This is a genomic window from Massilia sp. YIM B02769, from assembly GCF_030411995.1.
Classification (GTDB): Bacteria; Pseudomonadota; Gammaproteobacteria; order Burkholderiales; family Burkholderiaceae_D; genus Telluria.
This window is the reverse complement of record NZ_JASNRC010000001.1, coordinates 231,834-257,450: the sequence shown is the minus strand read 5'-3', so window position 1 is coordinate 257,450 and position 25,617 is coordinate 231,834. Positions and strand designations below refer to the sequence as shown.

The 25,617-nt window shown below is 66.3% G+C and carries 28 protein-coding genes; 5 read left to right on the top strand and 23 right to left on the bottom strand.

Translation table 11 applies throughout. The annotated features are described in order from the left end of the window. Nucleotides 1-83 precede the first annotated feature (83 nt). From QPK31_RS01200 to lipA, 3 genes are all read left to right on the top strand, one after another. A complete protein-coding gene (locus QPK31_RS01200; protein ID WP_229436307.1) occupies nt 84-350 on the top strand; it encodes a DUF493 family protein in 267 nt (88 codons plus the stop codon). A gap of 82 nt (nt 351-432) precedes the next feature. Then, the gene (gene lipB, locus QPK31_RS01195) at nt 433-1,146 is read left to right on the top strand and encodes a lipoyl(octanoyl) transferase LipB (RefSeq protein WP_290421114.1); all 714 of its coding nucleotides are present in this window, start codon (nt 433-435) and stop codon (nt 1,144-1,146) included. Beyond that, nucleotides 1,143-2,162: a lipoyl synthase gene (lipA, locus tag QPK31_RS01190; RefSeq protein ID WP_374045774.1), complete on the top strand. Its 1,020-nt coding sequence runs from the start codon at nt 1,143-1,145 to the stop codon at nt 2,160-2,162. Before lipB ends, lipA begins: the two co-directional genes overlap by 4 nt. 156 nt (nt 2,163-2,318) lie before the next feature. On the opposite strand, the gene QPK31_RS01185 is transcribed toward lipA, so the two are convergent. From QPK31_RS01185 to QPK31_RS01105, 17 genes are all read right to left on the bottom strand, one after another. Next, nucleotides 2,319-2,948 (bottom strand): PEP-CTERM sorting domain-containing protein, encoded by a 630-nt coding sequence (locus QPK31_RS01185; protein WP_290421113.1) that lies wholly within the window; start codon nt 2,946-2,948, stop codon nt 2,319-2,321. A gap of 163 nt (nt 2,949-3,111) precedes the next feature. Continuing rightward, the gene (locus QPK31_RS01180; protein ID WP_290421112.1) at nt 3,112-4,449 is read right to left on the bottom strand and encodes a type II secretion system protein GspD; all 1,338 of its coding nucleotides are present in this window, start codon (nt 4,447-4,449) and stop codon (nt 3,112-3,114) included. Continuing rightward, nucleotides 4,446-4,793 (bottom strand): hypothetical protein, encoded by a 348-nt coding sequence (locus QPK31_RS01175; protein WP_290421111.1) that lies wholly within the window; start codon nt 4,791-4,793, stop codon nt 4,446-4,448. The genes QPK31_RS01180 and QPK31_RS01175 overlap by 4 nt, the downstream gene beginning before the upstream one ends. Then, on the bottom strand, nt 4,790-5,368 hold the full coding sequence (locus QPK31_RS01170; protein WP_290421110.1) for a GspMb/PilO family protein: 579 nt from the start codon (nt 5,366-5,368) through the stop codon (nt 4,790-4,792). The genes QPK31_RS01175 and QPK31_RS01170 overlap by 4 nt, the downstream gene beginning before the upstream one ends. Further along, nucleotides 5,365-6,012 (bottom strand): PilN domain-containing protein, encoded by a 648-nt coding sequence (locus tag QPK31_RS01165; RefSeq protein WP_290421109.1) that lies wholly within the window; start codon nt 6,010-6,012, stop codon nt 5,365-5,367. Before QPK31_RS01165 ends, QPK31_RS01170 begins: the two co-directional genes overlap by 4 nt. Then, nucleotides 6,005-7,111, bottom strand: a complete 1,107-nt coding sequence (gene pilM / locus QPK31_RS01160; protein WP_290421108.1) for a pilus assembly protein PilM — start codon at nt 7,109-7,111, stop codon at nt 6,005-6,007. The genes QPK31_RS01165 and pilM overlap by 8 nt, the downstream gene beginning before the upstream one ends. Further along, nucleotides 7,108-8,262: a GGDEF domain-containing protein gene (locus QPK31_RS01155; protein ID WP_290421107.1), complete on the bottom strand. Its 1,155-nt coding sequence runs from the start codon at nt 8,260-8,262 to the stop codon at nt 7,108-7,110. The genes pilM and QPK31_RS01155 overlap by 4 nt, the downstream gene beginning before the upstream one ends. 29 nt (nt 8,263-8,291) lie before the next feature. Next, nucleotides 8,292-9,203 carry a DNRLRE domain-containing protein gene (locus tag QPK31_RS01150; RefSeq protein ID WP_290421106.1) on the bottom strand — a complete coding sequence of 304 codons (912 nt, stop codon included), beginning with the start codon at nt 9,201-9,203 and terminating at the stop codon, nt 8,292-8,294. 8 nt (nt 9,204-9,211) lie between these two features. Next, complete coding sequence (locus tag QPK31_RS01145) at nt 9,212-9,679, bottom strand: hypothetical protein (protein ID WP_290421105.1); 468 nt, start codon at nt 9,677-9,679, stop codon at nt 9,212-9,214. Beyond that, entirely contained in the window at nt 9,676-10,104 is a 429-nt protein-coding gene (locus QPK31_RS01140; RefSeq protein WP_290421104.1) for a prepilin-type N-terminal cleavage/methylation domain-containing protein, read from the bottom strand. The genes QPK31_RS01145 and QPK31_RS01140 overlap by 4 nt, the downstream gene beginning before the upstream one ends. Then, complete coding sequence (locus tag QPK31_RS01135; protein WP_374045773.1) at nt 10,101-10,685, bottom strand: prepilin-type N-terminal cleavage/methylation domain-containing protein; 585 nt, start codon at nt 10,683-10,685, stop codon at nt 10,101-10,103. Before QPK31_RS01135 ends, QPK31_RS01140 begins: the two co-directional genes overlap by 4 nt. Nucleotides 10,686-10,704: 19 nt before the next feature. Further along, nucleotides 10,705-11,271, bottom strand: coding sequence for a prepilin-type N-terminal cleavage/methylation domain-containing protein (locus QPK31_RS01130; RefSeq protein WP_290421102.1), 567 nt, complete (start codon nt 11,269-11,271; stop codon nt 10,705-10,707). Nucleotides 11,272-11,400: 129 nt separating this feature from the next. Further along, entirely contained in the window at nt 11,401-12,525 is a 1,125-nt protein-coding gene (locus tag QPK31_RS01125) for a type II secretion system F family protein (RefSeq protein WP_290421101.1), read from the bottom strand. Nucleotides 12,526-12,537: 12 nt separating this feature from the next. Next, nucleotides 12,538-14,562 carry an ATPase, T2SS/T4P/T4SS family gene (locus tag QPK31_RS01120; protein ID WP_290421100.1) on the bottom strand — a complete coding sequence of 675 codons (2,025 nt, stop codon included), beginning with the start codon at nt 14,560-14,562 and terminating at the stop codon, nt 12,538-12,540. A 3-nt stretch (nt 14,563-14,565) separates the two neighbouring features. Continuing rightward, complete coding sequence (locus QPK31_RS01115; RefSeq protein WP_290421099.1) at nt 14,566-16,089, bottom strand: HD domain-containing phosphohydrolase; 1,524 nt, start codon at nt 16,087-16,089, stop codon at nt 14,566-14,568. After that, nucleotides 16,082-16,477 carry a response regulator gene (locus QPK31_RS01110; protein ID WP_290421098.1) on the bottom strand — a complete coding sequence of 132 codons (396 nt, stop codon included), beginning with the start codon at nt 16,475-16,477 and terminating at the stop codon, nt 16,082-16,084. The genes QPK31_RS01115 and QPK31_RS01110 overlap by 8 nt, the downstream gene beginning before the upstream one ends. Beyond that, nucleotides 16,474-18,291 carry an ATP-binding protein gene (locus tag QPK31_RS01105; protein WP_290421097.1) on the bottom strand — a complete coding sequence of 606 codons (1,818 nt, stop codon included), beginning with the start codon at nt 18,289-18,291 and terminating at the stop codon, nt 16,474-16,476. Before QPK31_RS01105 ends, QPK31_RS01110 begins: the two co-directional genes overlap by 4 nt. A 257-nt stretch (nt 18,292-18,548) precedes the next feature. Between QPK31_RS01105 and QPK31_RS01100 the strand changes: the two genes are divergently transcribed. Both QPK31_RS01100 and QPK31_RS01095 read left to right on the top strand, forming a co-directional pair. Further along, nucleotides 18,549-20,543 (top strand): helicase-related protein, encoded by a 1,995-nt coding sequence (locus QPK31_RS01100; protein WP_290421096.1) that lies wholly within the window; start codon nt 18,549-18,551, stop codon nt 20,541-20,543. A gap of 268 nt (nt 20,544-20,811) precedes the next feature. Beyond that, nucleotides 20,812-21,234 carry a PaaI family thioesterase gene (locus QPK31_RS01095; protein ID WP_290421095.1) on the top strand — a complete coding sequence of 141 codons (423 nt, stop codon included), beginning with the start codon at nt 20,812-20,814 and terminating at the stop codon, nt 21,232-21,234. A 1-nt stretch (nt 21,235) separates the two neighbouring features. Here QPK31_RS01095 and QPK31_RS01090 read toward each other — a convergent pair whose 3' ends face one another. The 6 genes from QPK31_RS01090 to QPK31_RS01065 form a co-directional block, all read right to left on the bottom strand. Further along, a complete protein-coding gene (locus QPK31_RS01090) occupies nt 21,236-21,871 on the bottom strand; it encodes a hypothetical protein (protein ID WP_290421094.1) in 636 nt (211 codons plus the stop codon). A gap of 289 nt (nt 21,872-22,160) precedes the next feature. Then, nucleotides 22,161-22,676, bottom strand: a complete 516-nt coding sequence (locus QPK31_RS01085; RefSeq protein WP_290421093.1) for a peroxiredoxin — start codon at nt 22,674-22,676, stop codon at nt 22,161-22,163. Nucleotides 22,677-22,680: 4 nt separating this feature from the next. Beyond that, on the bottom strand, nt 22,681-23,322 hold the full coding sequence (locus QPK31_RS01080; RefSeq protein ID WP_290421092.1) for a BON domain-containing protein: 642 nt from the start codon (nt 23,320-23,322) through the stop codon (nt 22,681-22,683). Then, nucleotides 23,315-23,911 (bottom strand): phosphoheptose isomerase, encoded by a 597-nt coding sequence (locus QPK31_RS01075; RefSeq protein WP_290421091.1) that lies wholly within the window; start codon nt 23,909-23,911, stop codon nt 23,315-23,317. Before QPK31_RS01075 ends, QPK31_RS01080 begins: the two co-directional genes overlap by 8 nt. A gap of 74 nt (nt 23,912-23,985) precedes the next feature. Next, entirely contained in the window at nt 23,986-24,345 is a 360-nt protein-coding gene (locus tag QPK31_RS01070) for a YraN family protein (RefSeq protein ID WP_290421090.1), read from the bottom strand. A gap of 1 nt (nt 24,346) precedes the next feature. Next, entirely contained in the window at nt 24,347-25,606 is a 1,260-nt protein-coding gene (locus QPK31_RS01065) for a penicillin-binding protein activator (RefSeq protein WP_290421089.1), read from the bottom strand. Between the last annotated feature and the right edge of the window lie 11 nt (nt 25,607-25,617).

Below are 25,617 nucleotides of genomic sequence, written 5' to 3'. Positions count from 1 at the left end.
GCCGGGCGAGCCCCCCAGGCAGCTCGCCCGGCACATTCCGCGCGCGCATTCGCTACAATGTGCTTTTGCACAGGAATTGAACAATGGACCCCAAAGAATCCCTCATCGAATACCCGAGCGACTTCCCGATCAAGGTGATGGGCCCGACGCACGACGCCTTTGCCGCCACCATCGTCGAAGTGGTCACCGGTTTCGACCCGACCTTCCACCATGGCCGCATGGAAGTGCGTCCATCCGGCAAGGGCAACTACACCGGACTGACCTGCATCGTGCGCGCCACCAGCCGCGAGCAGCTCGACGACATCTACCGCACCCTGTCGTCGCACCCGATGGTCAAGATCGTTCTGTAACGAAAGTCCTTACCAGGCCCCGGCAGCGCCGGGGGCACTGGCATATAATGTCGGGGCCGTGACCCTCCCCGACCGGATTCCCATGCACCCGACCCGTCCCGCCAGCCCGCTCATCCGCGCGCTCGGCCGCGCCGACTACGAACCGACCTTTGCCGCAATGCGCGCCTTTACCGATGCGCGCACGCCCGACACGCCCGACGAGTTGTGGATCGTCGAGCATCCGCCGGTATTCACCCTGGGCCTGGGCGCCGACCGCGGTCACCTGCTGGCCGGCCCCGGCGTTCCGGCGCACGACATCCCCGTGGTGCAGACCGACCGCGGCGGCGAAGTCACCTACCACGGCCCCGGCCAGGTGGTGATCTACCTGCTGATGGACCTGCGCCGCAACAAGCCGGGCGGTAAATTGTATGCCCGACAATTTGTGGCAAAAATCGAACAGGCGGTCATCGATGTGCTGGCGGCGTATAATCTCGGGGGCGAACGCGTGGCCGGCGCGCCCGGCATCTATATCGCCGACGGTCCGCGCCGGGGCGCGAAGATCGCCGCCCTCGGCCTGAAAGTGCGCGGCAACGGCTGCACCTACCACGGGGTCTCGCTGAACGTGGCGATGGACCTGGCGCCGTTCTCGTGGATCAATCCTTGCGGCTACTCGGGCCTGGCCACCGTCGACATGCGCACCATGGGCGTCGAAGCGCCCCTCGCCGACGTGCAACACGCATTGGCGCGCGAACTGGTGCGCCAGCTGGCATCCGATCCTGCCGAACCGAACAATTCAATTGAGCCCCTGCGGGCATGAGCGACATGACTACCGACACCGATACCGTTCTGACTCCTGCCAACGACGCCCCCGGCGCCGCCTACAACGCCAGCGACAAGCAGAAGGGCGCCAGCAAGACCTCGCGCATCCCGATCAAGATCGTGCCGATCGCCGACGCCGAGCGCCTGAAGAAGCCGGACTGGATCCGCGTGAAAGCGGCCACCGCCTCCTCGCGTTTCTACGAAATCAAGGACATCCTGCGCGCCAACAACCTGGTCACCGTGTGCGAGGAAGCCAGCTGCCCGAACATCGGCGAATGCTTCGGCAAGGGCACCGCGACCTTCATGATCATGGGCGACAAGTGCACGCGCCGCTGCCCGTTCTGCGACGTCGGCCATGGCCGTCCGGACCCGCTGGACGTGAACGAGCCGGGCAACCTGGCCAAGACGATTGCCGACCTGCGCCTGTCGTATGTGGTGATCACCTCGGTCGACCGCGACGACCTGCGCGACGGCGGCGCCGGCCACTTCGTCGAGTGCATCACCAAGACCCGCGCCTTGTCGCCGAACACCAAGATCGAAGTACTGGTGCCGGACTTCCGCGGCCGCCTGGAAAAGGCGCTGAACATCTTCGCCGACGGCTTGCCGGACGTGATGAACCATAACCTGGAAACCGTGCCGCGCCTGTACAAGGAAGCGCGCCCGGGGGCCGACTACCAGCACTCGCTGGTGCTGCTGCGCGACTTCAAAAAGATGTACCCGAACGCGGTGACCAAGTCGGGCATCATGGTCGGCCTGGGCGAGACCGATGAGGAAATCCTGCAAGTGATGCGCGACATGCGCGCGCACGACATCGACATGCTGACTATCGGCCAGTACCTGGCGCCGTCGAACTCGCACCTGCCGGTGCGCCGCTACGTGCACCCGGACCAATTCAAGAAGTTCGAGGAAGCGGCCTACGAGATGGGCTTCGTGCACGCGGCCGTGGGCGCGATGGTGCGCTCCTCGTACCACGCCGACCAGCAGGCGCATAACGCGGGCGTGGCCGCTGCCTGATTGGCATGGTGGGTTCGAGAACCCACCCTACCTGGCAGGCATGTCCGAACGCATCGGCGTAGGGTGGGTTCTCGAACCCACCAATGCATGCATGACTTTGACGAAAAATGGCCTCGAACGAGGCCATTTTTCATGGTGCGTCGCTTACTTATTTACTTACTTCTGCTTGCGGCGCCGTGCAGCGCCTGCGCCCAGCAGGCCCAGGCCCAGCAGGGCCAGCGATGCCGGTTCCGGCACTTCGCCCACGGCCGCGATGCCGACGCCGCGTTCCGACTCGTAGGCGCCCTTGCCCAGGCTCAGGATGCCGATACCGGTGCGGGTGTTGTAGTCCCAATCGGCGCTGATGTAGCCGTAGTTGCCGTTGCGGGTCATGAAGCCGATAAAGCGGTTGGTGAAGGATTCCTCCCAGCCCGCGGACGCCCAGCCCTCGTATATGGCATAGGCCCATCCGTTCTGGTCGGTATTTTCGCCGATGCTGGCGTCGCCGATGAGGTCACCCGCATTGAAGAGCTTGAGCGCATTGCCTTCGCCAGTGGCGAAAATGCCCCCGCCGACCATGGCCAGGTCGAGGTAGTCGCTCGAACAGCCCGGATCGATTTCAATGGCGCCGCCACGCGGCAGGCCGACGATGTCGCTGCTGTCGAAGCAGCCGCCGTGATCGTTCTGGGCACGGCCCTGCATGATGGTGGTGTTGACATCGAAGGTGATCGGTGCGGCGCTGGCGGCCACGCTGGCCAGGGCAAGGATGGAAGCAAGGGTAGAGACTAAAACGGATTTTTTCAGCATGATGGATATCCCTAGGTAGTTGTTGTATCTATCATCTGAGCAATGTTTGTGCCAATTAATAAAAATTAACGAAAACAAACACTTAGCCGCAATAACCAAAAGTCGTGATCGTCAGCTGTAAAGTTTGGCGACAATTCTCCTTGTCAGTTCCATGCACGCTGCCTCAACGCAGCTTCGCCGGTCCCTTGAACGCGTCCTGGATCTCCCCTGCCGTCTGCTCGACGCGCTCGATGTCCTGCACGTCGGCGCCGGCCGGGCGGGTCGGCACGATGCGCGGCGTGATCAGGACGACGGTCTCGGTCGAGGTGCCTGTGTGTTCGTTGTTGGTGAACAGCTTGCCGACCACGGGCACGTCGCCCAGCAGCGGCACGCCGGTGCGGCGCACGCCCGAGGTGGCCTTGATCAGGCCGCCGATCAGGATGGATTGCCCGTTCTCCGCCACCAGCTGGGTATTCACCTCGGTGGTCTTCTTCGATGGAATCCCGCCAAGCAGGGTGCCCGAGCTGACCTCCGGACGCACGCGCAGGGCGATGCGCCCATCGGCGTCGACCGACGGCGTCACGCGCAGGATCACGCCGGTCTCCAGGAACTCGATGGTTTCGCTGGTGACGTTGTTGATGGTGGTGGTCACGCGGTAGCCCAGCTTGTCGCCGATGTTGGTCGTCGCTTCCTGGTTTTCCAGGGTCAGCAGCTTCGGCGTGGCCAGGGTGCGCACCCGGCCCTTGTTGTTCAGCGCGTTCAGGAAGACGTCGACATTCCGGTTCACGAAGTTGAACACCAGGCCGGGCGTGGTGCGCTCGACCAGGCGGCTGGTGCCGATGCGGTTCACGCCGTCGCCGCTGAAGACCTTGTTCCACTCGATGCCGAAGTTCTCGTTCTCGTCGAGCGTGATCTCGAGGATCTTCGCCTCGATCATGATCTGCTGCGGCTGGGTGTCGATCTCGCGCAGCAGCGCCACGATGCGCGCCATGCCTTCCGGCGTGTCTTCGACCACCAGGGTGCGGCGCGAGGGCAGCACGGTGACCTTGCCGCCGCGGCCGACGTGCTTCGACAGGATGTCGGCCACGACCTGCGGTTCCGAGTACAGCACCTTCAGCGCGCGCACTTCCATGTTCACGGAGGGCGGCGTGCCGGCCGCGCCGGCGTCGGCCGGGTTGACGATCATGTAGCCGTTCTCGCGCGTCAGCACCTGGTAGCCGCCCGCCTCGGCAATCGCGAAAATCGCCTGGCGCGGCGTCATGTCGTACAGGCTCACCGCGACGTTGCCGGTGACGCCCTTGCCGAGCATGATGTTGACGCGCTCGTGGCGCGAGATCATCTCGAACAGTTCGGCAATCGGCGTGTCGCGGAACACGAAGGAGGTCGGTGCGCCCAGCGGCGGCACCGTCGACGAGACCGCGGTGGCCGGCTGGGCCTGCGCCGGCGTGCGTTGCGGTGCGGCGTGCGCCGCGAAGGCGGCGCCGAGCAGCGCAGCCATGCCGATGTGTTTGATGTGCTTCATTTGCGGCTCTCGTCCAGCAGCAGGACGCTGGTCATGCCGCGCTTCTTCAGCGTGACGCCGCGTTCCTCTACCTTGATCAGTTGATAGTCGCCGAACCACTCGCCGGCGGCGAGGATCTGGCCATTGATGTTTGCCAGCGCGCGGCCTGGCGTGACCATGAGCGCGCGCAGCTGGGGCGCCGGCTGGGCCGCTGCCTGGGCGGCAAGTTGCGCTTCGTCGGTCGGCTCGGCGGCCGGCTGGGCGCGTGGTGGCAGCGCCGGACGTGCGAACGGATCGCGCAGCGGTCCTGCCGCCGCATCCTGCAGCAGCGCCAGGCAGGCGAAGGCAAAGGCGATGCGTTTCATGGTGCGTTCTCCTGCGCTTGATAGGATGCGACGCGGATCTTCATGCTCACCTGGCCCGGCGTTTCTCCGGCGTGCATCTCGAAGCCGGCGACCGCCAGGGTCGGCTGGGCGCGCTCGATGGCGCCCATCCAGTCCACCAGGGCCGTGTAGGGGCCGCTGGCGTCGACATCGAAGCCGAGGCGCACAAACGACAGCGCCATTTCGTCCGGGGCCGGCGCGACGCCATGCAGGTTCACGCCATGCTCGCGCGCCAGGGTGCCGAGGGCGCCGACCAGGCGCACCTGGGCTTGCGACGCGGGCTGCGTCGATGCCTGGCCAGCACCCGCGCCCAGGCGTTGCGCCAGCACCTTACTGTCGGTGTCGAGCACGGCCAGCTGGGCTGCCAGCAGGGTCGGGTCTCCCGCCGCCAGCGCCAGTTGCGACTGCTCGGCGCGCACTGCGCGCAAGGCCGCCAGCGGGGCGCGCAGTGCGTAGAACCAGAGCGCGGCGGCGACAATCAACAGCAGGCCGGCGCCGACCATGTGCAGCTGGCGCGCCGGCAGCGCGGCGGCCTTGCGGATCCAGGCGGGGTTCATGGCGCCTCCTTGTGTTTGACGAGTGCGGCGGAGGCATGGAAGCCGACGGTTCCGCCGTCTTCCGCCGTGGCCGTGCTGCTGTTCAGGAAGCGCACCTCGGCCAGCGCCGGATCGGCGGCCAGGGCGGCGAGGAAGGCGCTCATCGCCGCGTTGTCGAGGGCGCCGCCGGCGATCTCGATCTGGGTGCCGAGGCGCCAGGCCTGAGTCGCGCCGGTCTGGGCGGAACGTGCCTGCACCGTATCCGGCGGCAGCGGCGCGGGCGGCGCCTGCAGCGCTTCCTGGGTGCGCGCCAGGCGCAGGGTGTCGAACCAGACGCGCTCGTTGAGGGCCTGGTCCAGCACCTTGGCCAGCGCCGCCACTTCGCCGGCGCCGCGCAGGCCCGCCAGCGCGCCGACATTGTCGGCCAGCGCGTCCTTGCGCGCCTGCGCGTCCACCAGCCGGGTGCGCATGGCGCCGGCTTGGGCCGAGGCGGCGCGGGCGGTTTCCAGCAGCGGCGTTTCGGTCGCCACGCGCCAGTGCAGGAAGGCGCTGGCGGCGCCGCCAAGGACCAGCAACGCCGCCAGCGCCGCGCCGTAGGCGGCCAGGGTGCGGCGTACGCGCAGGCCTTCGCGGTAGCTGCGCGGGATCATGTCGATATCAGCCACGCGCGCCTCCCCGCAGTGCCAGGCCGGCGGCCAGGGCGATGGCGTGGGCGTCGCCCACCGCCGCCCCTGGCGCGCCATGGAAAGCCTTGAACGGATCGAGCAGTTCCACCGGCAGGCGCACCAGCTCCGCCACCCGCTCGCCGATGTGGCGGTAGCGCGCCACGCTGCCGTTCAGGTAGACGCGGCTGATGCTGCTGCCGCGCGTGCGCGAAGCGACATACACCTGGGTGCGCACCAGCTCCTCGGCCAGGGCCGCGAATTCCTGGTACAGGATCTCGCGCACGGTGCGGCCGATGTCGGGCTGGGTGCCGTTTCCATGGGGTGCGCCGGCCGGGGTGCCGATGCCGTGCTCGCGCAGCAGCGCCAGCGCCACCTCGGTGTCCAGTCCCAGCGCGCGCGACAGGCGCTCGACCAGCTGCTGCTCGCCGAAATCGATCTCGCGGTCGAGCATCAGGCGCCGGCCCCAGATCACGGTGAGATAGCTCTTGTTGGCGCCGAAATTAATCAGGAGGACCGACTGGTCGAAGTCTTCCTGCATCGCCGCCAGCAGGCGTGCGATCGCCGCCGGGCCGATGTCGAGCGCCACCGGCTCCAGGCCGGCGCCGCGCAGGGTGTCCAGGTAGGCCAGCACGTTTTTCGTCGATGCCACCGCCGCCAGCACCTGGCGCTCGGCGCCGGATGCCTCGACGCTGCGCACCTGGTAGTAATCGACCACCGATTCGGCGGCGGCCGCGCCGAGCTGCTCGCGCACCGCTTTCGCCACCGCCTGCGCTTCGTTCTGGCCGCTTGCTCCATTCTGCACGTGCACGGTCAGCGGCAGGATCCGCACTTCGCTCGGCGCCAGCACCGACACCACGCGCCGGCCGGCGAACGGCGCGGCGTGCAGGGCCTCGCGCACGAAGCGCTTCAGGCGCGGCGCATCGGCCAGCAATTGCGCGCGTTCGACCGGATACGGCAGCGAGACCGCCGCGCGCACGCCCGGGCCATCCGGCGACGGGATGGCCTGCAGCAGGTTCAGGCGCTGGGCCGCGAAATCGAGGCCGATCGGCGCCGGCGCCGCGGCGCCCTTGCCGGCCAACGAGGAGAGCCAGGCCTTCATGGGTTCATGCCTTTCGTGCTGCTGCGGATCGCGTTGCCGCCGGCGTGCTTGGCTGCGTACAGCAATTCGTCGGCCGCCTTGTAGGCGGCATCGAACAGGAGACCCTGTACCGGCAGGCGCACCAGGCCCAGGCTGACGGTCGGCGCCACGCCCGGAGGGAGACCCGGGAGCAGCGTGCCGCCCGCCACCTTGGCCAGCGCCGCTTCGATGCGTGCCGGCGTGCCGGCGCCGTACATCACCAGTGCGAATTCGTCGCCGCCCAGGCGCGCCAGGTATTCGGCCTCGCCGTCCAGGTGGGCAAAGGCGGCCTGCACCACGCGCAGGACCGCGTCGCCGCAGCCGTGGCCGTGGTTGTCGTTGATGGCCTTGAAGCGGTCGATGTCGAACAGGGCGAACCAGCTGTCGGCGCCCAGCGCGCGGTGGCGCGCCAGCGCGTGCTCGAAGTCGCGTTCGATATGGCGCCGGTTCCAGGCGCCGGTCAGGTGGTCGCGGTTGGCCAGCTCGATCAGCTCGCGCTGGGCCTGCTCCAGGTGGAAGCGCAGCGCCAAGTCGTGCTTGCGCAGCTGCAGGGCGCGCGCCACCAGGGCCAGCGAAATCACGGCGGCCACCAGCATCAGGCATTGCAGCACCCACAGGTCGAGCGCGGCGAAGCGGTAGCGGCCCAGGTAAGTCGAGGCCGTGAACATCAGGTAGATGGCGCCGGTGGTCGCCGCCGCTTCGCGCAGGCCCCAGGGTACGACCGGGACCAGCATGATCAGCACCGCCACGCTCAGGAGCAGCATGGCGTGCAGCTGGCCCGAGCGCTGCGCCAGCAGCACCAGCGAGGAACCGCACACCACCAGCAGCAGCGTCGCCAGCAGGTACAGGGCGCGCAGCTGCTCGACCCTGGCGCTGGACAGGTAGATGTGCAGGGCCAGCAGGCACAGCAGCGAATAGGTGTAGGTATAAGCGGTGCCGAGATCGAACACAGCCGACATGGCGGCGGCCAGGCCCAGGAACAGCAGGGCGACCAGGCTGAGCAGGGCCACGCCGCGCCGGGTTTCTCGGGTGATGACGGGGACGGCGTAGGCGCGCAGCTCCGGCGCCCCGAAATCGAGGCAGGACCAGGCGCTGGCGACGTTGCCGGCGAGGGTGAAGGCGGGTGGATTCATGGCCTGTTCGTGAATAAGATACGGCGGGATCAGGTACAGCGCTTGTAATAGCGCAGGGACAGCTCGGGCTTGCTCGAACCGTCGAAGCTGATGAAGGGGACGTTCGACAGGGCGGTCGGTTTCAGCAGCAGGCCGTAGTTGGCCGGCGGGCTGTTGGCCCAGGCCTGGGCCAGCGTATCGATGCGCAGGGTGTATACACCGTTGTAGGCGCCGCTGCCCGGGTCGATGACCACGCTGGCGGCGGGCGTCTCGACATAGTCGCCGCCGGCCGTGGTCCAGACCGTGGCGTCGCCGCGCGGGCTGGTCCAGGTGGCGTTCTTGTTCCACTCGCGCGTGATGCGGTGCGCGGACAACAGGCGGCCGGGCTGGCTGTTGTTACCCGATTTCTTGGTGAGCTTCAGGTCGGCCTGGATGATCGAGGCGCGGTCCAGTTCGGGCGTCAGCTTGAACAGGAGCAGCGGATGGGCACTGCCCTCGGTGGCGGTCAGGGTATCGGCGTTCGCCAGGCTGGCGCTGCCGCCTTTCACGATGGTGGTGTCGGCGTCGCCCGGACCGATGATGGTGGCCGCCTTCGGGTTGTCGAGGTCGATCATCTGCATGGCGCGCGTGAGTGCCATGACCGATTTGCGCTCGGTGGTGGCGGTCAGGCTGACGGTGAGGATGCCCTTGTTTTCCTTGGCGCTGCTGACGGTGACGCTGCCGCCGGGCAGGCGCAGGGTGCCGTAACCGGCTTCGTCGTCGTCGCAGTCGTCGACCGAGCCGCGCCATTTCGCCACCTGCATGCCGCTGGCGGCCAGGTAGCGCGCCACCTCGATGTCGTACTGGGCGTCGACGGCGGAGACGTTCATGCCGCCTTCGCGCGTCATCGTGTAGGCGAGCGCGGCGACCACGGCCAGCGTCAGCGCCACGGGCAGCAGCAGGACGCCGCGCTGTGTTTTCATGCCGGCGCTCACTGGGCCGACCCCAGGCGCACAGTGGTCATGGCGCTGGTGCTGGCGCCGTCGCGCGCCAGGGCCAGGCTGACCTTGATCAGCGGCTGGCCGGCTTCGCTGCTGGATGCGCTCATGTCGAAGCCGCTCACCGATTCGGCCAGCACGTAGCGTTCCGGACCCTGCTGCTCGACCAGCACGCCGTTGGCCACGCTGTAGACAGCGGGCTTGAGCCATTCGCTGCTCGGTTTGTCGGTCAGGCCGGCCGCCGGCGCGGTGTCGCGGATGCGCGCGGCGATCCGTTCGAGGGCGAAATCGGCCTCGCGCTCGAGGGCGACCTGGTCTGCCGCCACGCGCGCGGCGGCGCCGGCGCTTTGCAGCAGCGACGGCAGCGGCGCCAGCACCAGCGCGCCGATGGCCAGCCCGAGCAGCAGCTCGGCCAGGCTGAGGCCCCGGGCGTGGATGCGGACTGGAAGACGTGGACTCATCGCGCCACCATCGTGGTGAAGGAATAGCCCTTGTCCGAGCTCAGGGCGATGTACAGCATCGCCGCTTCGCGCCGGTTCTGGGCGCTGCCCGAGGTCAGGAACACCGTGGTCGAGCCGGTCTGCTCGCACAGCGAAATGGCAAGCTGGCGCGTGACGCCGGCGCAGGAAGCGTCGTCCGGCAGCACGTAGCTGGCGGCGTTGTCCTTGGAAGCCGCCAGCCACAGGGTCTGGTAGGGCTCGGCCAGGACCGCTTCCATCGTGTTCTTCATGCAGCGCAGTTCGCGTGCCTTGTCGACGCCGGCGGCCGATACGGTCAAGCCGGTGGTGAGGGCCTCCATCATCGGCACGGCGCAGATCGCCAGCAGCAGCACGGCGACCATGACTTCCACCAACGAGAAGCCATGCTGGTGCGCGCGGGCCGTCACAGGCTCACCCGTCCGGTAACCGGCGCCACGCGCACCACGCGTTCGACACTGCCGTAGCGCAGGGTGATGCGGGCTTCCTCCTTGAGCGGCGAGATTTCCTTCGTGCCGAGCAGGAAGCCGATCGGCAGGCCCAGGAGCTTGGTCGGGGCGATATCGACCGGCACGCCGTCCGGGCCGAAGATGGCGCCGTTGGTCACCGCGCCGCTCTGGTAGCGGAACACCGAACTGACGATGGTCGCCTGCGGCAGGCTGTCGTTGGCGAAGTTGACCAGGTAGTCGCGCTTGTCGATCGGGTGGGTGGCGGTGGTGCCGTTGCCGGAGGATGCAGGCTGGTAGACCCGCAGCATCTGGCTGGCGGTATCGATGACGATGGACTGGTAGGTGCCGGTGCGGACCGCTTCGCGCTGGGCGAAGCGCACGGCGCGGGCGATTTCGCCGGCGGCGGCCTCGGCGCCGAGGGCCGACTGGGTGTCGGCCGGGGGAATGGCGATGGCGGCCGCGATGGCCAGGACGGCCATTACCAGCACCATCTCGGCCAGGGTTGCGCCGGCTTGCCGGTGAAGATTGCTCGCACCAGTCACGACAAGCCGGGCGGAGGGGTTAGTGCGCGGACAGCAGGCGGTTGGTGTCGCGGCCTGGAGCGTTGCTGTTGGCCTGGAACTTACCGGTCGCGTTGTTGAAGCGCCAGCCCGGGGTCACGGCAGCCGGTTCGGCGGCGTTCGCGGCGGTGATGACGGCAGTCGCAGCGCTGTTCGAGATCGGCTCGGCCGGCAGGGCGCGCAAGTAAGGACCGTAAATGAAACCCGGCGCAGCAACGCTGCAGGTTTGGCCATCACGGTTCGAGAAGTTCGTCAGCTGCTCGCGAAACGCGAGTTCGGAATTGACATCGCCGGTGCCTACTACGCCACTGGCGCCCGTGCATGCTGCTCCGCCGCCGCTCGACACGGCAATACTCGGATAACGGTTGTTGTGCTGTACGCGGTACAGCTCGATCGCCGAACGCACGGTGGCCAGGTTGGCGTCGAGCGCGGCTTCCTGGGCATCGTTCGAGGTATTCGAAAACTGCGGAATCGCAATCGCCGCCAGGATGGCGATGATGATCACGACGATCAGGAGCTCGATGAGCGTGAAGCCTTTGGCGGCGTGGTGGCGGAGTGTAGTGGTCATCTTGATAAGTGAAAGGGTTAAGTTGGGTTTGCTTTACGGCAAATTCTTAACAGGTAGCAACGAAGAGTAACATGAACGACCAGCATTTTAATTGCCACAACGCATCAACTTTTGCACATTGTTGCTTTTTTAGTGAATCGCGCGTGACATTTTGAAAATCGGCAGGATGATCGAGGTCACAATCGTCCCAACCAGTACGCCCATCACCATCAGCATCACCGGCTCGGCCATCTTCGCCAGTGCGTTCAGCTGGCGCGTCAGGTCGCGTTCGTAGAAGTCGGCGACACGTCCCATGACCTTGCCCAGAGCGCCCGTGGCTTCGCCGGTATCGATCATCTGCTTCACGCTCACCGGGATCAGCGGGCTTTCGCGAAAGCCGGCGGCGATGCCCCGCCCTTCGGTCACCTGGGTTTCGAGTTCGCCCAGGAAGCGCTGGAACTCGGCGTTCGGGATCACGTTGCGGCAGGCGCCGAGGGTGTCGAGGATGGTCACGCCGCGTTCCAGCGAAATGCCCATCACGCGCATCAGGCGCACCAGGTAGATCTTGATGAAGATGTCCTTCACGAGGGGCAGGCGCAGCTTGGCGCGGTCCAGCCAGGCGCGCACGTCGGGACGGCGCAGAGCCAGCAGCGCGGCGCCGGCCAGGCCCAGCACGCCCGAGAAAAAGACGGTGCCGTGCTCGGTCAGCAGCTTGCTGGCGCCGATGAAGAACTTGGTCGTGAACGGCAGCTCGTCGTAGATCGAGGTAAACATCACCGAGAATTTCGGGAACACGACCATCAGGATAAAGACAACCACAAGTATCGAAAACACGATCAGGAAACCGGGATAGGACAGCGCCGAGACGATGGTGCTGCGCAGCCTTTCCTGTTTTTCGTCCATGTCGACCAGCTGGGCCAGCACCTCGGGCAGGAAGCCGCCGGTCTCGCTGGCGCCGATCAGATTGATGTAGGTGGACGGGAACAGCTCCGGGTGCTTGGCCAATGCCTCGGAAAAGCGCTGGCCGCCGACGATGTCGTCCGCCACCTCGCCGATGATCGCCTTCAGGCGCGGCTTGTCGCTCTGCTCGTGCAGCGCGCGCAGGGCGTCGTGCAGGGCGACGCCGGTTTCCAGCAGCAGCACCAGGCGTTCGGTGAACAGCATGCGGTCGGCGCTGCCGATGCGCGCGTCGCGCCCGAAGGCAAAGGCGGCCTTTTTCGCCACGGGCTTTGCCGGCGCGGCCGCAGCCTGCGTGTCATCCCATTCGATTGCCATGCCTTGTACTCCTTACAGCGAATGCACGACGCGCGCGATTTCCTCGGGCGTGGTGTCGCCGCCGAATGCGCGCTCCATGCCGTCGGCGTACAAGTCGCGGTGGCCCTTGCCGGCCACGTGCTGGGCCAGCGCATCCTTGCTGGCGTTCGCCACGATCATGCGCTGCAGGTCGGAACCCACTTCCAGCAGTTCGTAGATGCCGAGGCGCCCCTTGTAGCCCGAGTCATAGCACGACGGGCAGCCGCGCCCCTTTTGCAGCTTGAGGTTGCCCTGGCCCTTCCAGCCGTAGGCCAGCGCGGCGCCGGGCGGCACCAGGTAGCCGGTCCTGCAGGCCGGGCAGATGCGGCGCACCAGGCGCTGCGCCATCACGCCGATCAGCGCCGACGACAGCAAATACGGCTCGACGCCCATCTCCACCAGGCGCGCCACCGCACCCAGGGTGTCGTTGGTGTGCAGGGTGGTCAGCACCAGGTGGCCGGTCAGCGCCGCCTGCACCGCGATCTCGGCGGTCTGGCGGTCGCGGATCTCGCCGACCATGATGATGTCCGGGTCCTGGCGCAGCACGTGCTTCAGGATCTTCGGGAAGGTCAGTCCGATCGCATCGTTCACCTGGTTCTGGTTGATGATGTCCAGCTGGTACTCGACCGGGTCCTCGATCGTGACGATGTTCTTCTCGATGCTCTTGAGGTAGTTGATCGCGGCGTACAGCGAGGTCGTCTTGCCGCTGCCGGTGGGACCGGTGACCAGGATCAGTCCGTGGCTGCGCCCGAGCAGGCGCTTGAAGGTGTCGACCGTGCCGCGCTCCATGCCCAGCTTGTCCACATCCAGGATCGACTGGTTTTTATCGAGCACGCGCAGCACCACCTTTTCGCCGTAGATGCCGGGCAGCGAAGAGAAGCGCAGGTCGACCGTGCGGCCTTGCGTCATGACCTGGATGCGGCCATCCTGCGGCAGGCGCCGTTCGGCAATGTCGAGATGCGCCATCACTTTCAGGCGCGAGACGATCGCCGGATGCAGCTCGACGCGCGGCGACATCACCTCGTACAGGATGCCGTCGATGCGCAGGCGGATGCGCGACTTGTTGCGCGAGATCTCGATGTGGATATCGCTGGCGTTGTCGTGGATGGCGCGCTGGATCACGGCGTTGACCATGTTGATGACGGGGCTGGCGCCGGCCATCTGGTCGATCTGCGTGTAGTCGTCCGGGATCTGGCTGTCCACCAGCTCCAGGTCGTTCGCTTCGCTGTGAATAAAATCCGGCATGGTGCCGCCGTAGGCATCGTCGCGCACGCGGTTGACGTCCGCCGGCGGCGCCATCGCCACGCGGATGCGGCATCCGGTGCGGGCGCGGATCTCGTCGATGCTGTGCACCGCCTGCGGCTCGCCGGTGGCGAGGGTCAGCGTGTTCTCGACCACGAACAGCGGGATCACGTTCAGGCGTTTTGCCACGTCGCGTTCCAGCAGGGAGACGGCCACCGGGTCGTACAGGCCGGCGCGCAAGCTCACGAAAGGCAAGTCGAGCTGCTCGGCCAGGGCCTGGAACAGGGCCGCCTCCGACAGCCACTTCTTCTCCACCATGATCAGGCCCATGCGCTTGCCGGTCTGTTCCTGCAGGCGCGCCGCCTCCGCCACCTGGGCGGCGGTCACGATGCCGCGCTCGACCAGGATGTCGCCCAGCTTCGGCTGGCCGGCGCCGCGCGGTGGTTTCGCCGGCGCCTGGGGCGCGTCGTACAGCGCCACCTTTTCGGAGACGCCGGTGACGTTCAGGATATCGAGCAGCAGCGGGCTCGGATAAGCCAGCTTCAGCCAGCCACCCAGGCTGCCGAGGCGGTTCGCGGCGCGCGTCATCATTTCCAGCGCGCGGCCCGACAGCAGCGGCACCTTGCCCAGGTCGAGCACGATGCTGACCTGGTGCTGGGCGATGCATTCGCCAATCGCGTTGTCCACCGCATCGACGGCGTCGGCGGCCACCAGCGCCATCGACGGCGCCAGGTAAGTCATCGAGCCGATGCGGCTGCGGGTGACGGCGTCGCTCATGCCTTATGCCGCCTGCTGGGGCCGCAGTGGAACATCACGTGCGATGTTGAAGCGCGCGATCCACTCCGGTTCGGCCGCGCAGACTTCCTCGAACACCTTGATGATGGCCGGGTCGAGCTGGCTGCCGGCCACACGTGCGATCTCCGCCATCGCCACCTCGTGGCTGCGGCCGGCGCGGTAGGCGCGCGAGCTGGTGATCGAGTCGTAGGTGTCGGCCACGGCGATGATGCGCGCATGCAGCGGGATGTCGTTGCCCTTCAGGCCATGCGGGTAGCCGGTGCCGTCGTACTTTTCCTGGTGGTGGCGTGCGCCCGGCACCGCGCCCTTCAGGCGGTCGATGTGGCGCAGGATCTCGTAGCTGCGCTCGGGGTGGACCTTGATGAAGGTGAACTCGTCGGCGGTCAGGCGGCCTGGTTTGCACAGCACCGCATCGGGGATGCCGATCTTGCCGACGTCGTGCAGCAGCGAACCCCAGAACAAATCGTCGGTGTCGCGCGACCCGAGGTTCATCGCCTTGCCGATTTCCATGGTGATGTAGTGCACGCGCTCGGAGTGGCCGCGCGTGTACGGGTCCTTCGCTTCCACCGCCTCGATCAGGGCGTTCGCCATCTGGTCGTTGAACTTCTGGGTCTCGGCCAGCATGCCGTACATCTTCGACAGGCCGGACAATTGGTTGGCCAGCAGCTCGCCGAGCTTGCGGTCGCTGTTCGAGAAGTCCGGTTTTGCCAGGTGGTTCGCCAGCACCAGGATCGCCACCACGCTGCGGTCGTGGATCACCGGGCAGCACAGCAGTTTAAAAGGCAGGTCGGTGAAGATGTAGGCGCGGCGCGGGTCGTTCACGTCGTTGATGACGATCGGGGCGCGCGCCGAATGCGTAAAGCGGTACAAGTCGCCGCGCATCTCGACCAGCACCAGGTCGAGGTTGTGGATCGGCGCCGACAGATTGGTCGCGTGCACGCACAGGTTTTCGCCCGGCTTCACGAAAGCGGCGACGTCGGCGTCCATGTGCTCGGCCCAGCTTTGCAGCAGGCGCTGGAACAGGTCCGCGCCGGGTTCGAGCTGCTGCACGGTCTTGTCGATGGCATACACCAGGTGCAGCTCTTCGTAGCGCTCGGACAGTTCCAGCGCCATCGAATCGAGTTCGCGCTTGGCGGCGACTTCGTCGGCGATGCCGGCGCCGATGTCCTCGAAGGTTTCGGCCAGCGCATCCCAGGCTGTCGGTGCAGCGTCAGGCGTCGCGACGCGCACCACCAGGTAGCCGAGCAGGCCGGTCTTGCCGTGCATGGCCATGTAGAGCAGGCTGGCGGCCTGGTGGTCGTGGCGCTGCATGCCGTCGCCGTCCTGGGCCCAGGCAAAGCCGGCGGCGATGCGCGCTGCAATCCAGGCGCCGATGTCGCTGCCCGCCTGCTGCTGCCAGCATACCGACGCATCGGGCGCGCAGACCGCGAAGTCGTAGTCGACGCCGGTGGTGCGGCGCAGCCAGCGCGCATGGCGCGAAAAGTCGAGGTCGTTCAAGGCATCATGCATGCGGGTTCTCCTGCGTGGCCGCGTTGGCAAAGTAGGTGGTCAGGCGTGCGATCAGCTGGCGCGGGCTGAGCGGCTTTTCGAGGAATTCGACCTGCGCCAGTTCGCGCACCCAGGCGCGTTCCTCGGACGCCGTCATCGAGGTCATCACGAAGATCGGAAAGGTCTCGTCCGGGTAGCGCGCACGCACGGTGCGGCACAGTTCGCGGCCGTCCATGCCGGCCATCTGGATGTCGCTCACCATCACGTCGGGCCGGCGCGCCGCCATTTTTTCCAGCGCCTCGTTGCCGTCGTTGGCGCTGGCTACCTCGTAGCCTTCGCGCTCCAGCATCAAACGCAGCACGCGGATCACGTGCGGCTCGTCGTCGACCAGCAGGATCGATTTTTTCATAAGACCTGGCCTCCTTCGGCCAGCGCCGGCATTTTCTTCAGGTGGATGGAGAACACGCTGCCGTGTCCGAGTTCGCTTTCGATGGTCAGGCGCCCGTGATGCAGTTCGACGATCTGGTTGCTGAGGTAGAGACCGAGGCCATGGCCGCCGCGCTGCTCGTCACCGGTCTCGCGTACACGGAAGAATTTCTCGGTCACGCGCTCGCGGTCTTCCGGCGTCATGCCGATGCCGCTGTCGCGCACCGCGATGGTCACATCGCTGTCGCCTTCCTCGGCGGCCAGCGTGACCGTACCGCCGGCCGTGTTGTACTTGATCGCGTTGTTCAGCAAATTGTTCAGGGCGATGCGGAACATGTCCTTGTCGACCGAGACCGCCGCCAGGTCGCGTGCTACCTGCAAGTCGAGGCGGATGTTCTTCGCTTCGGCGCGCGAACGGGCCTGCTGCCAGGCGTCGCGCAGCAGATCGTCGAGCTTCACGCGGTGGCGCTCGGGACGCATGCTGCCCATTTCCAGCTTGCTCACGTTGAGCAGGTTGTTCACCAGCGAGACCATGCGTTCCACTTCATCCTGGATCACATTGATCGCTTCCACGCGCACCGCCGGGTCGTCGATGCCGACGTCGGCCAGCATCTCGCCGTACATGCCGATCACGTTCAGCGGCGACTTGAGTTCGTGTGCGACGTGGGCGACGAAGTCGTTGCCGGCCTGGCGCGCCAGGTGTTCGCGGGTGGCGTCGCGCAGCACCACCAGGGTGCCGTAGGCCATCGAGTGGCCGGTCAGGGCCTGGGCCGTGGCCCACAGGCGCTTGCCCGGCACCCCGAGCGGATTGAATTCGATGGTCATCTGGCTGCGCGCGTCCTGTCCGGCGCCGCGGAAGCGCGCCAGCATTGCGCGCAGTTCCGGGTCGCGGCACCAGGCTTCGACTGGTTGCGACAGTACCTCGGCCACCGGCACGCCGAGCAGGGGTTCGATCTTCCCGGTGGCGAAGGTCACCTCGCCGGCCGGATCGAGCACCAGCAGGCCGTCGGGCAGGCATTGCAGCACCGCCTGCATCTTGTTGCTGCCGTATTCGAGCAGGCGGCCGCTGGCCATGCTGGCGATGCTGTCCTGTTCCAGTTCGCGGATGCGCGCGCTGGTGTGGTCGAGGTAGCGGTTCAACTTGCCGGCAAGGCCGCGCACGTCCTGGCCGGCGTCGAATTCCTGTACGGGCTGGGCCTGGGCCGCGCCAAGCGTCTTGAGCTGTTCGCCGAGGGCGGCCAGCGGCGCCATCTCGCGCTTGATCACGATGTAGATGAGCGGCACCAGCAGGAACACGGCCAGCGCGATCAGGGCGTAGAAGGGCAAGTCCTTCAGGTCGAGCAGGCCGTGCGGCGCGAAGTAGCCGATGCGCAGCTGCAGCCTGGCGTCGGCGCTGGCCAGCGGGCCGCGGAATTCGCGGATCGCGCGCGCATTCTGGCCGGGGGCGACGCTGCGTTCGTCGAAACTGGCCAGGGCCAGCGGCGCGGCCGGCGGCACGATGGCGCCGGGGCTGGCCACTTCGGCCAGGTTGCGGCCGTCTTCGCCCGTGATGGCGGCGTAGGCGAAGTCGGGGTTGTCGCGTCCGGCCAGCAGCGAAGCGAGCACGCCCGGCTGGCCCGGCGCAGGCAGCAGGACGCTTGCCGGCAGCGCAGCCAGCGAGCGCACCGTGCCCAGGCCCTGCACGCGCACCTGTTCGGCCTGCTCGGTATGCTGGCGCTTCAGCAGCAGGGTGACGACCAGCGCGATCACGGCCAGCGAGGAGACGACGAGGATAAGGCCGATCCGGTTATTTTTCATGTTGGGGCGGTCCTTCGGGCCGTGGGGAACGGCGAACGGGAATACGGCGGGTCTAAAGCGCTAGACTATAGTTGAAAATTTCTTATAGGAAAATAACATTCTGCACGTAAATGTGAACTGGTCAAATATTTGGACCTGCTGCAACACATTTGACTGCAGCGTGTCCGCAAACCGGCAGGCCATGCGGGTTTCCTGAACGGGACGCCTGCGGCATCCGCGATATAGTGATAGCAACCAGACATCGCCCTTCTTTACAAATGAGCAATTTCCGTAACGATTACTCCGACAACGATGCCGACAGCGGCGACGACGCCTTCCTGGTCCAGGACCTGAAGCTGGCCGAGCGCGGCATCGAGCTGGTCAAGATGGAAGGCCGCGTCTTCCTGCGCTTTTCCGGCGAAGTCAAATACCATGGCCTGCGCGTGCGCTACGCCCTGGTGCCGGCGCGCGGCGTGCTGGCCAAACCGAGCAAGTGGCGCAAGATGGACCCGCTGGCGCGGCGCGACCTGATCGAGGAACGCACCGGCGACAAGGCCCTGGCCGAACTCCAGATGGACGCCGAGGAATTCGTGGCCGAGATCGCCGAACAGGCCGACGACGCCGGTTTCGACCCGCGCGTCTTCCTCGGCGTGCTCGAAGAACTGGAAACCTCGGAGCCGGCCGAATACGTGTTCGAGCGCATCCGCCAGCGCGTCGAACACGCCATCGAGCGCGAGCAGGAAGAACGCCACGCCGCCCGCACCAAGGAAAGCATCAACCTGGCCGAATACCCGGAATCCTTCGAGGTCGCCAGCCGCATGCCGCGCAAGTTCATCGCCCTGCTCGGTCCGACCAACTCCGGCAAGACCCACCGCGCGATGGAGGCGCTGGCCAAGGCCGCCAGCGGCGTCTATCTGGCGCCGCTGCGTTTGCTGGCGCTGGAAAACTACGAGCGCCTGCAGGCCGCCCGTCCGCATGGCGAGGCGTTGAAGGTGAGCCTGGTCACCGGCGAAGAGCGCCGCATCGCCGAAGGCAGCACCCACGTTGCCAGCACGGTCGAGATGCTGGATACGAAAAAGGTGGTCGAAGTGGCCGTGATCGACGAAATCCAGATGCTGGCCGACCGCGACCGTGGCGCCGCCTGGACCGCAGCCGTCTGCGGGGCGCCGGCGCATACCGTCTACCTGGTCGGGGCGCCGGAAGCGCGGCGCGCCATCGAGGCGCTGGTCGAGCGGCTGGAAGTGCCTCTGGAGGTGCACGTGCTGAAGCGCATGGCGCCGCTGGCGATGGAACCGTCGCCGGTGCGCAAACTCGGCAACCTGCGCCGCGGCGACGCCGTGATCGCCTTTTCGCGGCGCGACGTGCTGATGTGGCGCGACATGATCACCGAGAAGGGCCTGTCGGTGGCCACCGTCTACGGCAATTTGTCGCCGGAAGTGCGGCGCGCCCAGGCCGAGCGTTTCCGCGAGGGGCAGGCCGACATCGTGGTCGGTACCGACGCGCTCGCCATGGGCCTGAACATGCCGATCGCGCGCATCGTGATGACCACTGCCGTGAAATACAACGGCTACGAGGAAGAAGAGATTTCGGCAGCGCTGGCCAAGCAGATCGCCGGGCGTGCCGGACGCTATGGCGTGCACGAGGAAGGTTTCGTTGCCGGCTACGACGACGACACCCACGAAGTGATGCGTGCGCTGATGAAGGAAAAGATCCCGCCGGTGCCGGCCAGCGGTTTCGCAGTGGCGCCATCGCTGGAGCAATTGCACCGCATCTCGTCGGTGACGGGTGAAACCTCGCTGGTGAAACTGCTGAAGCGCTTTGTCCACAACATCGACGTGCCGGACGGCTTTTTCTATCCGCGCATTACGGAAGAGCAGAACGAGCGTGCCGAATGGCTCGACACCCTGCCCTTGTCGGTGGCCGAGAAATTCATGCTGTCGCTGGTGCCGATCTCGACCCGGGTGCCGGTGCTGCAAAGCGCCTGGGAACACTGGTCGCTGTCGCTGGCGAAAAAGAAGATCTGCAAGCTGCAGCCGCATACCCAGGAACTGTTCTACATGAACCTGCAGGAAGTCGAGGACACCTGCCGCATGTACTCGGCCTATGCCTGGCTGGGCTACCGCCAGCCGGACTTTTTCCCCAGCATCGAGGAAGCGCAAAAGCTGGCGCGCGAAGCGGCGGAACGGGTCGATGCGATGCTGCAGCAGCAGAATTCGGCGACACGCAAGCGGCATGCGGGTGGGGGCGGCGGCAAGCAGAAGCGCCGGGCTTGATAACTGGAACAGCGGCAGCGCTCATTTCGAATGCAAACTCAACCGTACGGTGGGCACCCTGTGCCCACGCGGAAGCCTGCATAACGTTGGCGTTGTTGGAGCCGCGTGGGCTGCATCGTGACGCCGCATCTCAGAGCAGACCACAACATCCAAACGCAGCCAACACCGTGCGACGTTCCGCGTGGGCACGGGGTGCCCACCGTACGGTTTCCGCCGCAGGCCTGACGCGCAGTGTACGATGACGAATTCTCAACTGTCACACCAACACATGAACAACCAGCTCACCCCCGACGTCTTCAACGAACGCGGCGCCAACACCCTGCCCGGTTACCTGGGCATCGAAATCCTGGAAATCGCCGAAGGCCGCGTGGCCGCCCGCCTGCCGGTGCGCCAGCAACTGCTGGCGCCGAACGGCTACCTGCACGCCGGCAGCGTGGTGACCCTGGCCGACACCGCCGCCGGCTACGCCTGCATGGCCCACCTGCCCGAAGGCGCGCACAGCTTCACCACTATCGAACTGAAATCCAACCACCTCGGCACCGCGCGCGACGGCGCGATCGCAGCCGTCGCCACGCCGGCCCACCTGGGCCGCACCACGCAGGTGTGGGACGTGACGGTGACGGACGAAGCGAACGGCAAGACCATCGCCCTGTTCCGCTGCACCCAGATGATCCTGTATCCGAAAGCCTGATCTAATCGGGCAGGCAGGCCGCGGCCACCCCGGCCGCCGTGCCGCCGACAGCCGGCAAGTCCGAAGGCGACTTGCCGTTGCCGACCAGGATGGCCGGCTGGCCCTTGTAACTGAGCTGCAATTGCTCGCCCGCATAGCCATCCAGGGCTTTCGGGATGAACACGGCGAAGCGGTAGTTCAGGTCGGCATAAAAGCCGCTGTGGAAGATCTGGGCCGGTGGCCCTTCCTGGATTTCGGCGGCAATCGCATCGAGGATCGGGTGCCTGTCGCCCTCGTTGTTCAGGTCGGCCTGGCCCTGGTAGCGCAGGCTGTAGGGCGGCAAGCCGCCGAACTCGCGCCCGCCGTGCGACACGCGGAAATGCTCGACGTTGTAGCGAAAGCCGCGCCCTGCATGTGCGGCGACGTCGACATTACACAGCAAAAAAATTGCCCAGAAACCTTCCGAGTCGACCGGCGTCAGGTAACCCACGCGGTATAGCGCGGCCGACAGGGCAATCGGATTGGTGAAGCGGATTTCGTGCACATTGGCCACGTGCTGATAGTGCAGGACGGCATCGGCCTTGCGCGCTTGGCCCGCGCAGCCGGCCAGCGCACACAGCGCAGCCGTGCAGGCTATCCTGCGAAGTAAATGAGCCATTGCATCTCCTTTGCGAGCATGAGCACAGATATCGGCTCAGCGACCGCATCAAGCTTGGACGATTCAGATGCCCCAGGCTTGCGCTAAGTCAGGCGTGCTGTGGCATTGGCGCATAAGAGCGACTAACAAAATCTTCAGGGCAAGGCGCGTCGTCGAAGACAGTACAGATGTACGGCGAGACGATGCAACGCAGCCATGGAGGTTTTGTTAGCCGCTCCAAAGCGTCCAAAGCACCAGTTTACTCAGGGAGACAACACGCGGCAAGGCGAGCACGGCCGCCTTGCGCGGTTCAACCGGCGGCCAGCGCCTTTTGCAGCAGGGCGTGCAGCTGGGTGAAGTCCGGCTCGCCCACATAGCGCTTGAGCACGGCGCCATCCTTGCCGATGACAAAGGTGGTCGGCGTCAGCGTCACGTCGCCAAAGGACCTGGCGATGTCGCCGCCGGAATCGAGGGCGACGATGAAGGGCAGCTTGCGCGTTTCGGTGAAGTTGACGACGTAGTTCGGCGGGTCGTACTGCATGGCCACGGCCACGAATTCCAGGCCCTGGCCCTTGAACTTGTTGTAGGTGTCGACCATCGCCGGCATCTCGTGCACGCAGGTGGTGCAGGAGGTGGCCCAGAAATTCACCATCACCACCTTGCCGCGCAGATTTTGCGTGCTGATCTTGTCGCCGGCGATGCTGATGAAGGTAACGTCGGGCGCCGTCTCCCGGCTGTAGAAGGTAGCGTAGCCGATGCCCGCCAGCGCGAGCACGACCGCGGCGGCGGCCGCGGGCTTGATCCAGGAGCGGGAGGCGGCGGTCATGGCCTTACAGGGCAACCGTCGAGGATTGCGGATACTGGGTGCGCAGTTCTTCTTCGGTGATGTATTCGAAGATCTTCACCACGCGCTGGACGCCGGACACGCTCTGGGCGATCTTCGCGCCCAGGTCGCCTTCGCGCTGGGTCACACGGCCCATCAGGTACACGGTGCCGCGCTCGGTGACCACCTTGAACGAGGTGGCCGAGATGGTTTTCATCTCGACCAGGCTGGCCTTGACGTTGGTCGTGATCAGGGCGTCCGAGGAACGCGAGGTGTAGCTCGACGGGCCGGCGATCGCCAGTTCGTTGATAACCGACACTACGTTCTCGATGCGGCGCACTTCGGCCTCGACCTTGGCTTTCATGGCCTCGTCGCGCACTTCGCCGGTCAGCAGCACCTTGCGGTTAAAACTGGCAATGTTGACGTGGCCGGCATCGCCGACGATCTTCGGAATCTGCACTTCGGCTTTCACCGTGATCGACTTGTCCTCGGTTTGCGCGCCCAGCGTGCGGCGGTCCATGGTGGCGGCCGCGCCGAGCGCGGCGCCGCCCATGACCAGCGGCACGCAGCCTTGCAGCGCGCCCAGCAGGGCGGCGCCCAGCATCACTTTGGTCAACGACCCCTTCAGGGCCTGGCCAGTCTTACTCATTCTCGTCTCCTCCGAAAAGCGCAACGTCGATGCCGTCGCAGATGCAATGGATCGCGACCAGGTGGACTTCCTGGATGCGCGCGGTACGGCTATGGGGCACGTTGATGTGCACGTCGGCATCGGTCAGCAGCTTGGCCAGCGCGCCGCCGTCCTTGCCGGTGAGTGCCACCACGCGCATCTCGCGCTCGAGCGCCGCTTCGACGGCGGCCAGCACGTTGGCCGAATTGCCCGAGGTCGAGATCGCCAGCAAAATGTCGCCGGCCTGGCCGAAGGCCTGCACCTGCTTCGAGAACACCTCGTTGAAGCTGTAGTCGTTGGCGACCGCGGTCATGATCGAGGTATCGGTGGTCAGCGAGATGGCGGGCAGCGGGAAGCGCTCGCGCTCGAAGCGGCCAACGAGTTCGGCAGCGAAATGCTGGCAGTCGGCGGCGGAACCGCCATTGCCGCAGGCCAGGATCTTGTTGCCGTTGGACAGGGCGCTGAACATCAGTTCAATCGCCTGCGAAATAGGGGAGGACAGAGCCGCGGCCGACTTCAGTTTGAGATCGGCGCTCTCCTGGAAGTGAGCGAGGATGCGTTGAGTGTTCATAGCCGGGGATTATAGTGCAGTGGCAAGGAGGGACGAGCAAACCGTTTTTAAAATTGCTTACATTTCATGCAGGCTTAAGCTTCGATGGCGTTGCGCAGCCACGTGAGCTCTTCACCATCGATGGCGATCACGTCGAAACGGCAGGGAGGCAGGCGCGGAAAGCGCAGCAGGTAGACTTGGGCGGCGCGCACCAGGCGGCGGATTTTGGCGGGGGTGATGCTGGCGGCGGCGCCGCCGTGTTTGCTGTCGGCACGCTGGCGCACTTCGACGAAGACGATGGTGTCGCCATCGCGCATGATCAGGTCGATCTCGCCGCCCTTGCAGGTGAAATTGGCCTCAATAAACGAGAGGCCCTGGCGTTTCAGGTAGCGCAGCGCCGTCTGTTCCCAGTCGCGGCCTTGCGTCTGCTTCTGGGAAAGGCGCGGCGCCGGCATGTCATGGCCTGGTTGCCACCGCTTCGAAACCGAGGCCGTCGCGGTACACGGCGGCCGCTTCCTGGCGCTTCACGGCATATGCGCCATTGTTCATGCGCACCGACAGGCGGCCGGTGACGCCGTCGAGCTCGAAACCGCTGCCCGGATGCTGGGCCACTTCGCGCGCCACGCGGAAGGCGTCGATGCCAAGAGCATACAGGCGTTGCATGTCGAGGGTGTCGGCATCCACCGGGCGCGGGTAGACCATGACTTGCGGGTGTTCGGGCTGGATGGTCCACGGCAAGTCGAGCATGCGCACGCCGTCGAGTTCCGGCCAGCCGCCAGCTGAACTGGCCGTGCGGCCGGGATTGGCGGCCGACACGCCGTAGGTCGGCAGCGAGGTGCCGATCGCGCTGCGCACCTGGCGTAATTGATTCGCATCGAGTGCCGCGAAGACCAGGTCGGGACGGTCGATTTCCAGGCGCTTGCGCAGGTCGGACAGGGCGTTCGCATCGACGTAGCCGTCGAGCACCGGCAAATCGACCGTGGCATTGTTGCGGCCCAGGCGCGCCCAGTGCGAGGTAAAGGCGCCGACGACGCGTTGCTGCCAGGCGGCGCTGCCGCCGAGCACGAGGGCGCGGCCGCTCTGTTGTTCCTGGGCGGCCCAGTCGGCCACCTGGCGTGCTTCTTCTTCCAGCGACAGGCCGATCACCAGCATCTGCGCCGGCAGCGGGCGGTCGAGCTGCGGATGGTTCAGGGCCACCGTCGGCTTGGTCACGACATTGCTGGACGCCACGGCGGCAACCGCCGAGCGCGCCAGTGGGCCGACCACGATGTCGTTCTGCTCTGCGGCGCGGGTGTAGGCGCGCAGCGTGTCTTCGGTGGAGTCGCCGCTGGGCACCACCTGCACTTCGATGCCGGCGCCATCGCGCTCGTGGCCGGCCATGAATCCGGCGCGCACGGCTTCGGCGGCCTTGGCCAGCGCGCTCGATTCCAGCGGCAGCAGCAGGGCCACGCGCGCCTGGGCGCCGGGCACGGCAGCCTGCGAACCATCTTCGCGTGGATACAGTTCGATCGGTATCGTGCGGGTTTCCGAGCGCGGCGCAGGGGTGGGTTCGGCAGGGGGCGCCTGGCGTGGCGCACTTGTGTTTGGCTCTGCGGGCGCGCACAATCCGCCCGGTACGCCGCATCCCAGATCGGGTGGCAGGGGCGTGCTGGCGCAGCCGGCCACCATCATGGCGGCAGCGGTAACAAGCAAGCCTTTCAGATTATTCACGAGCATCGTATCTCCAA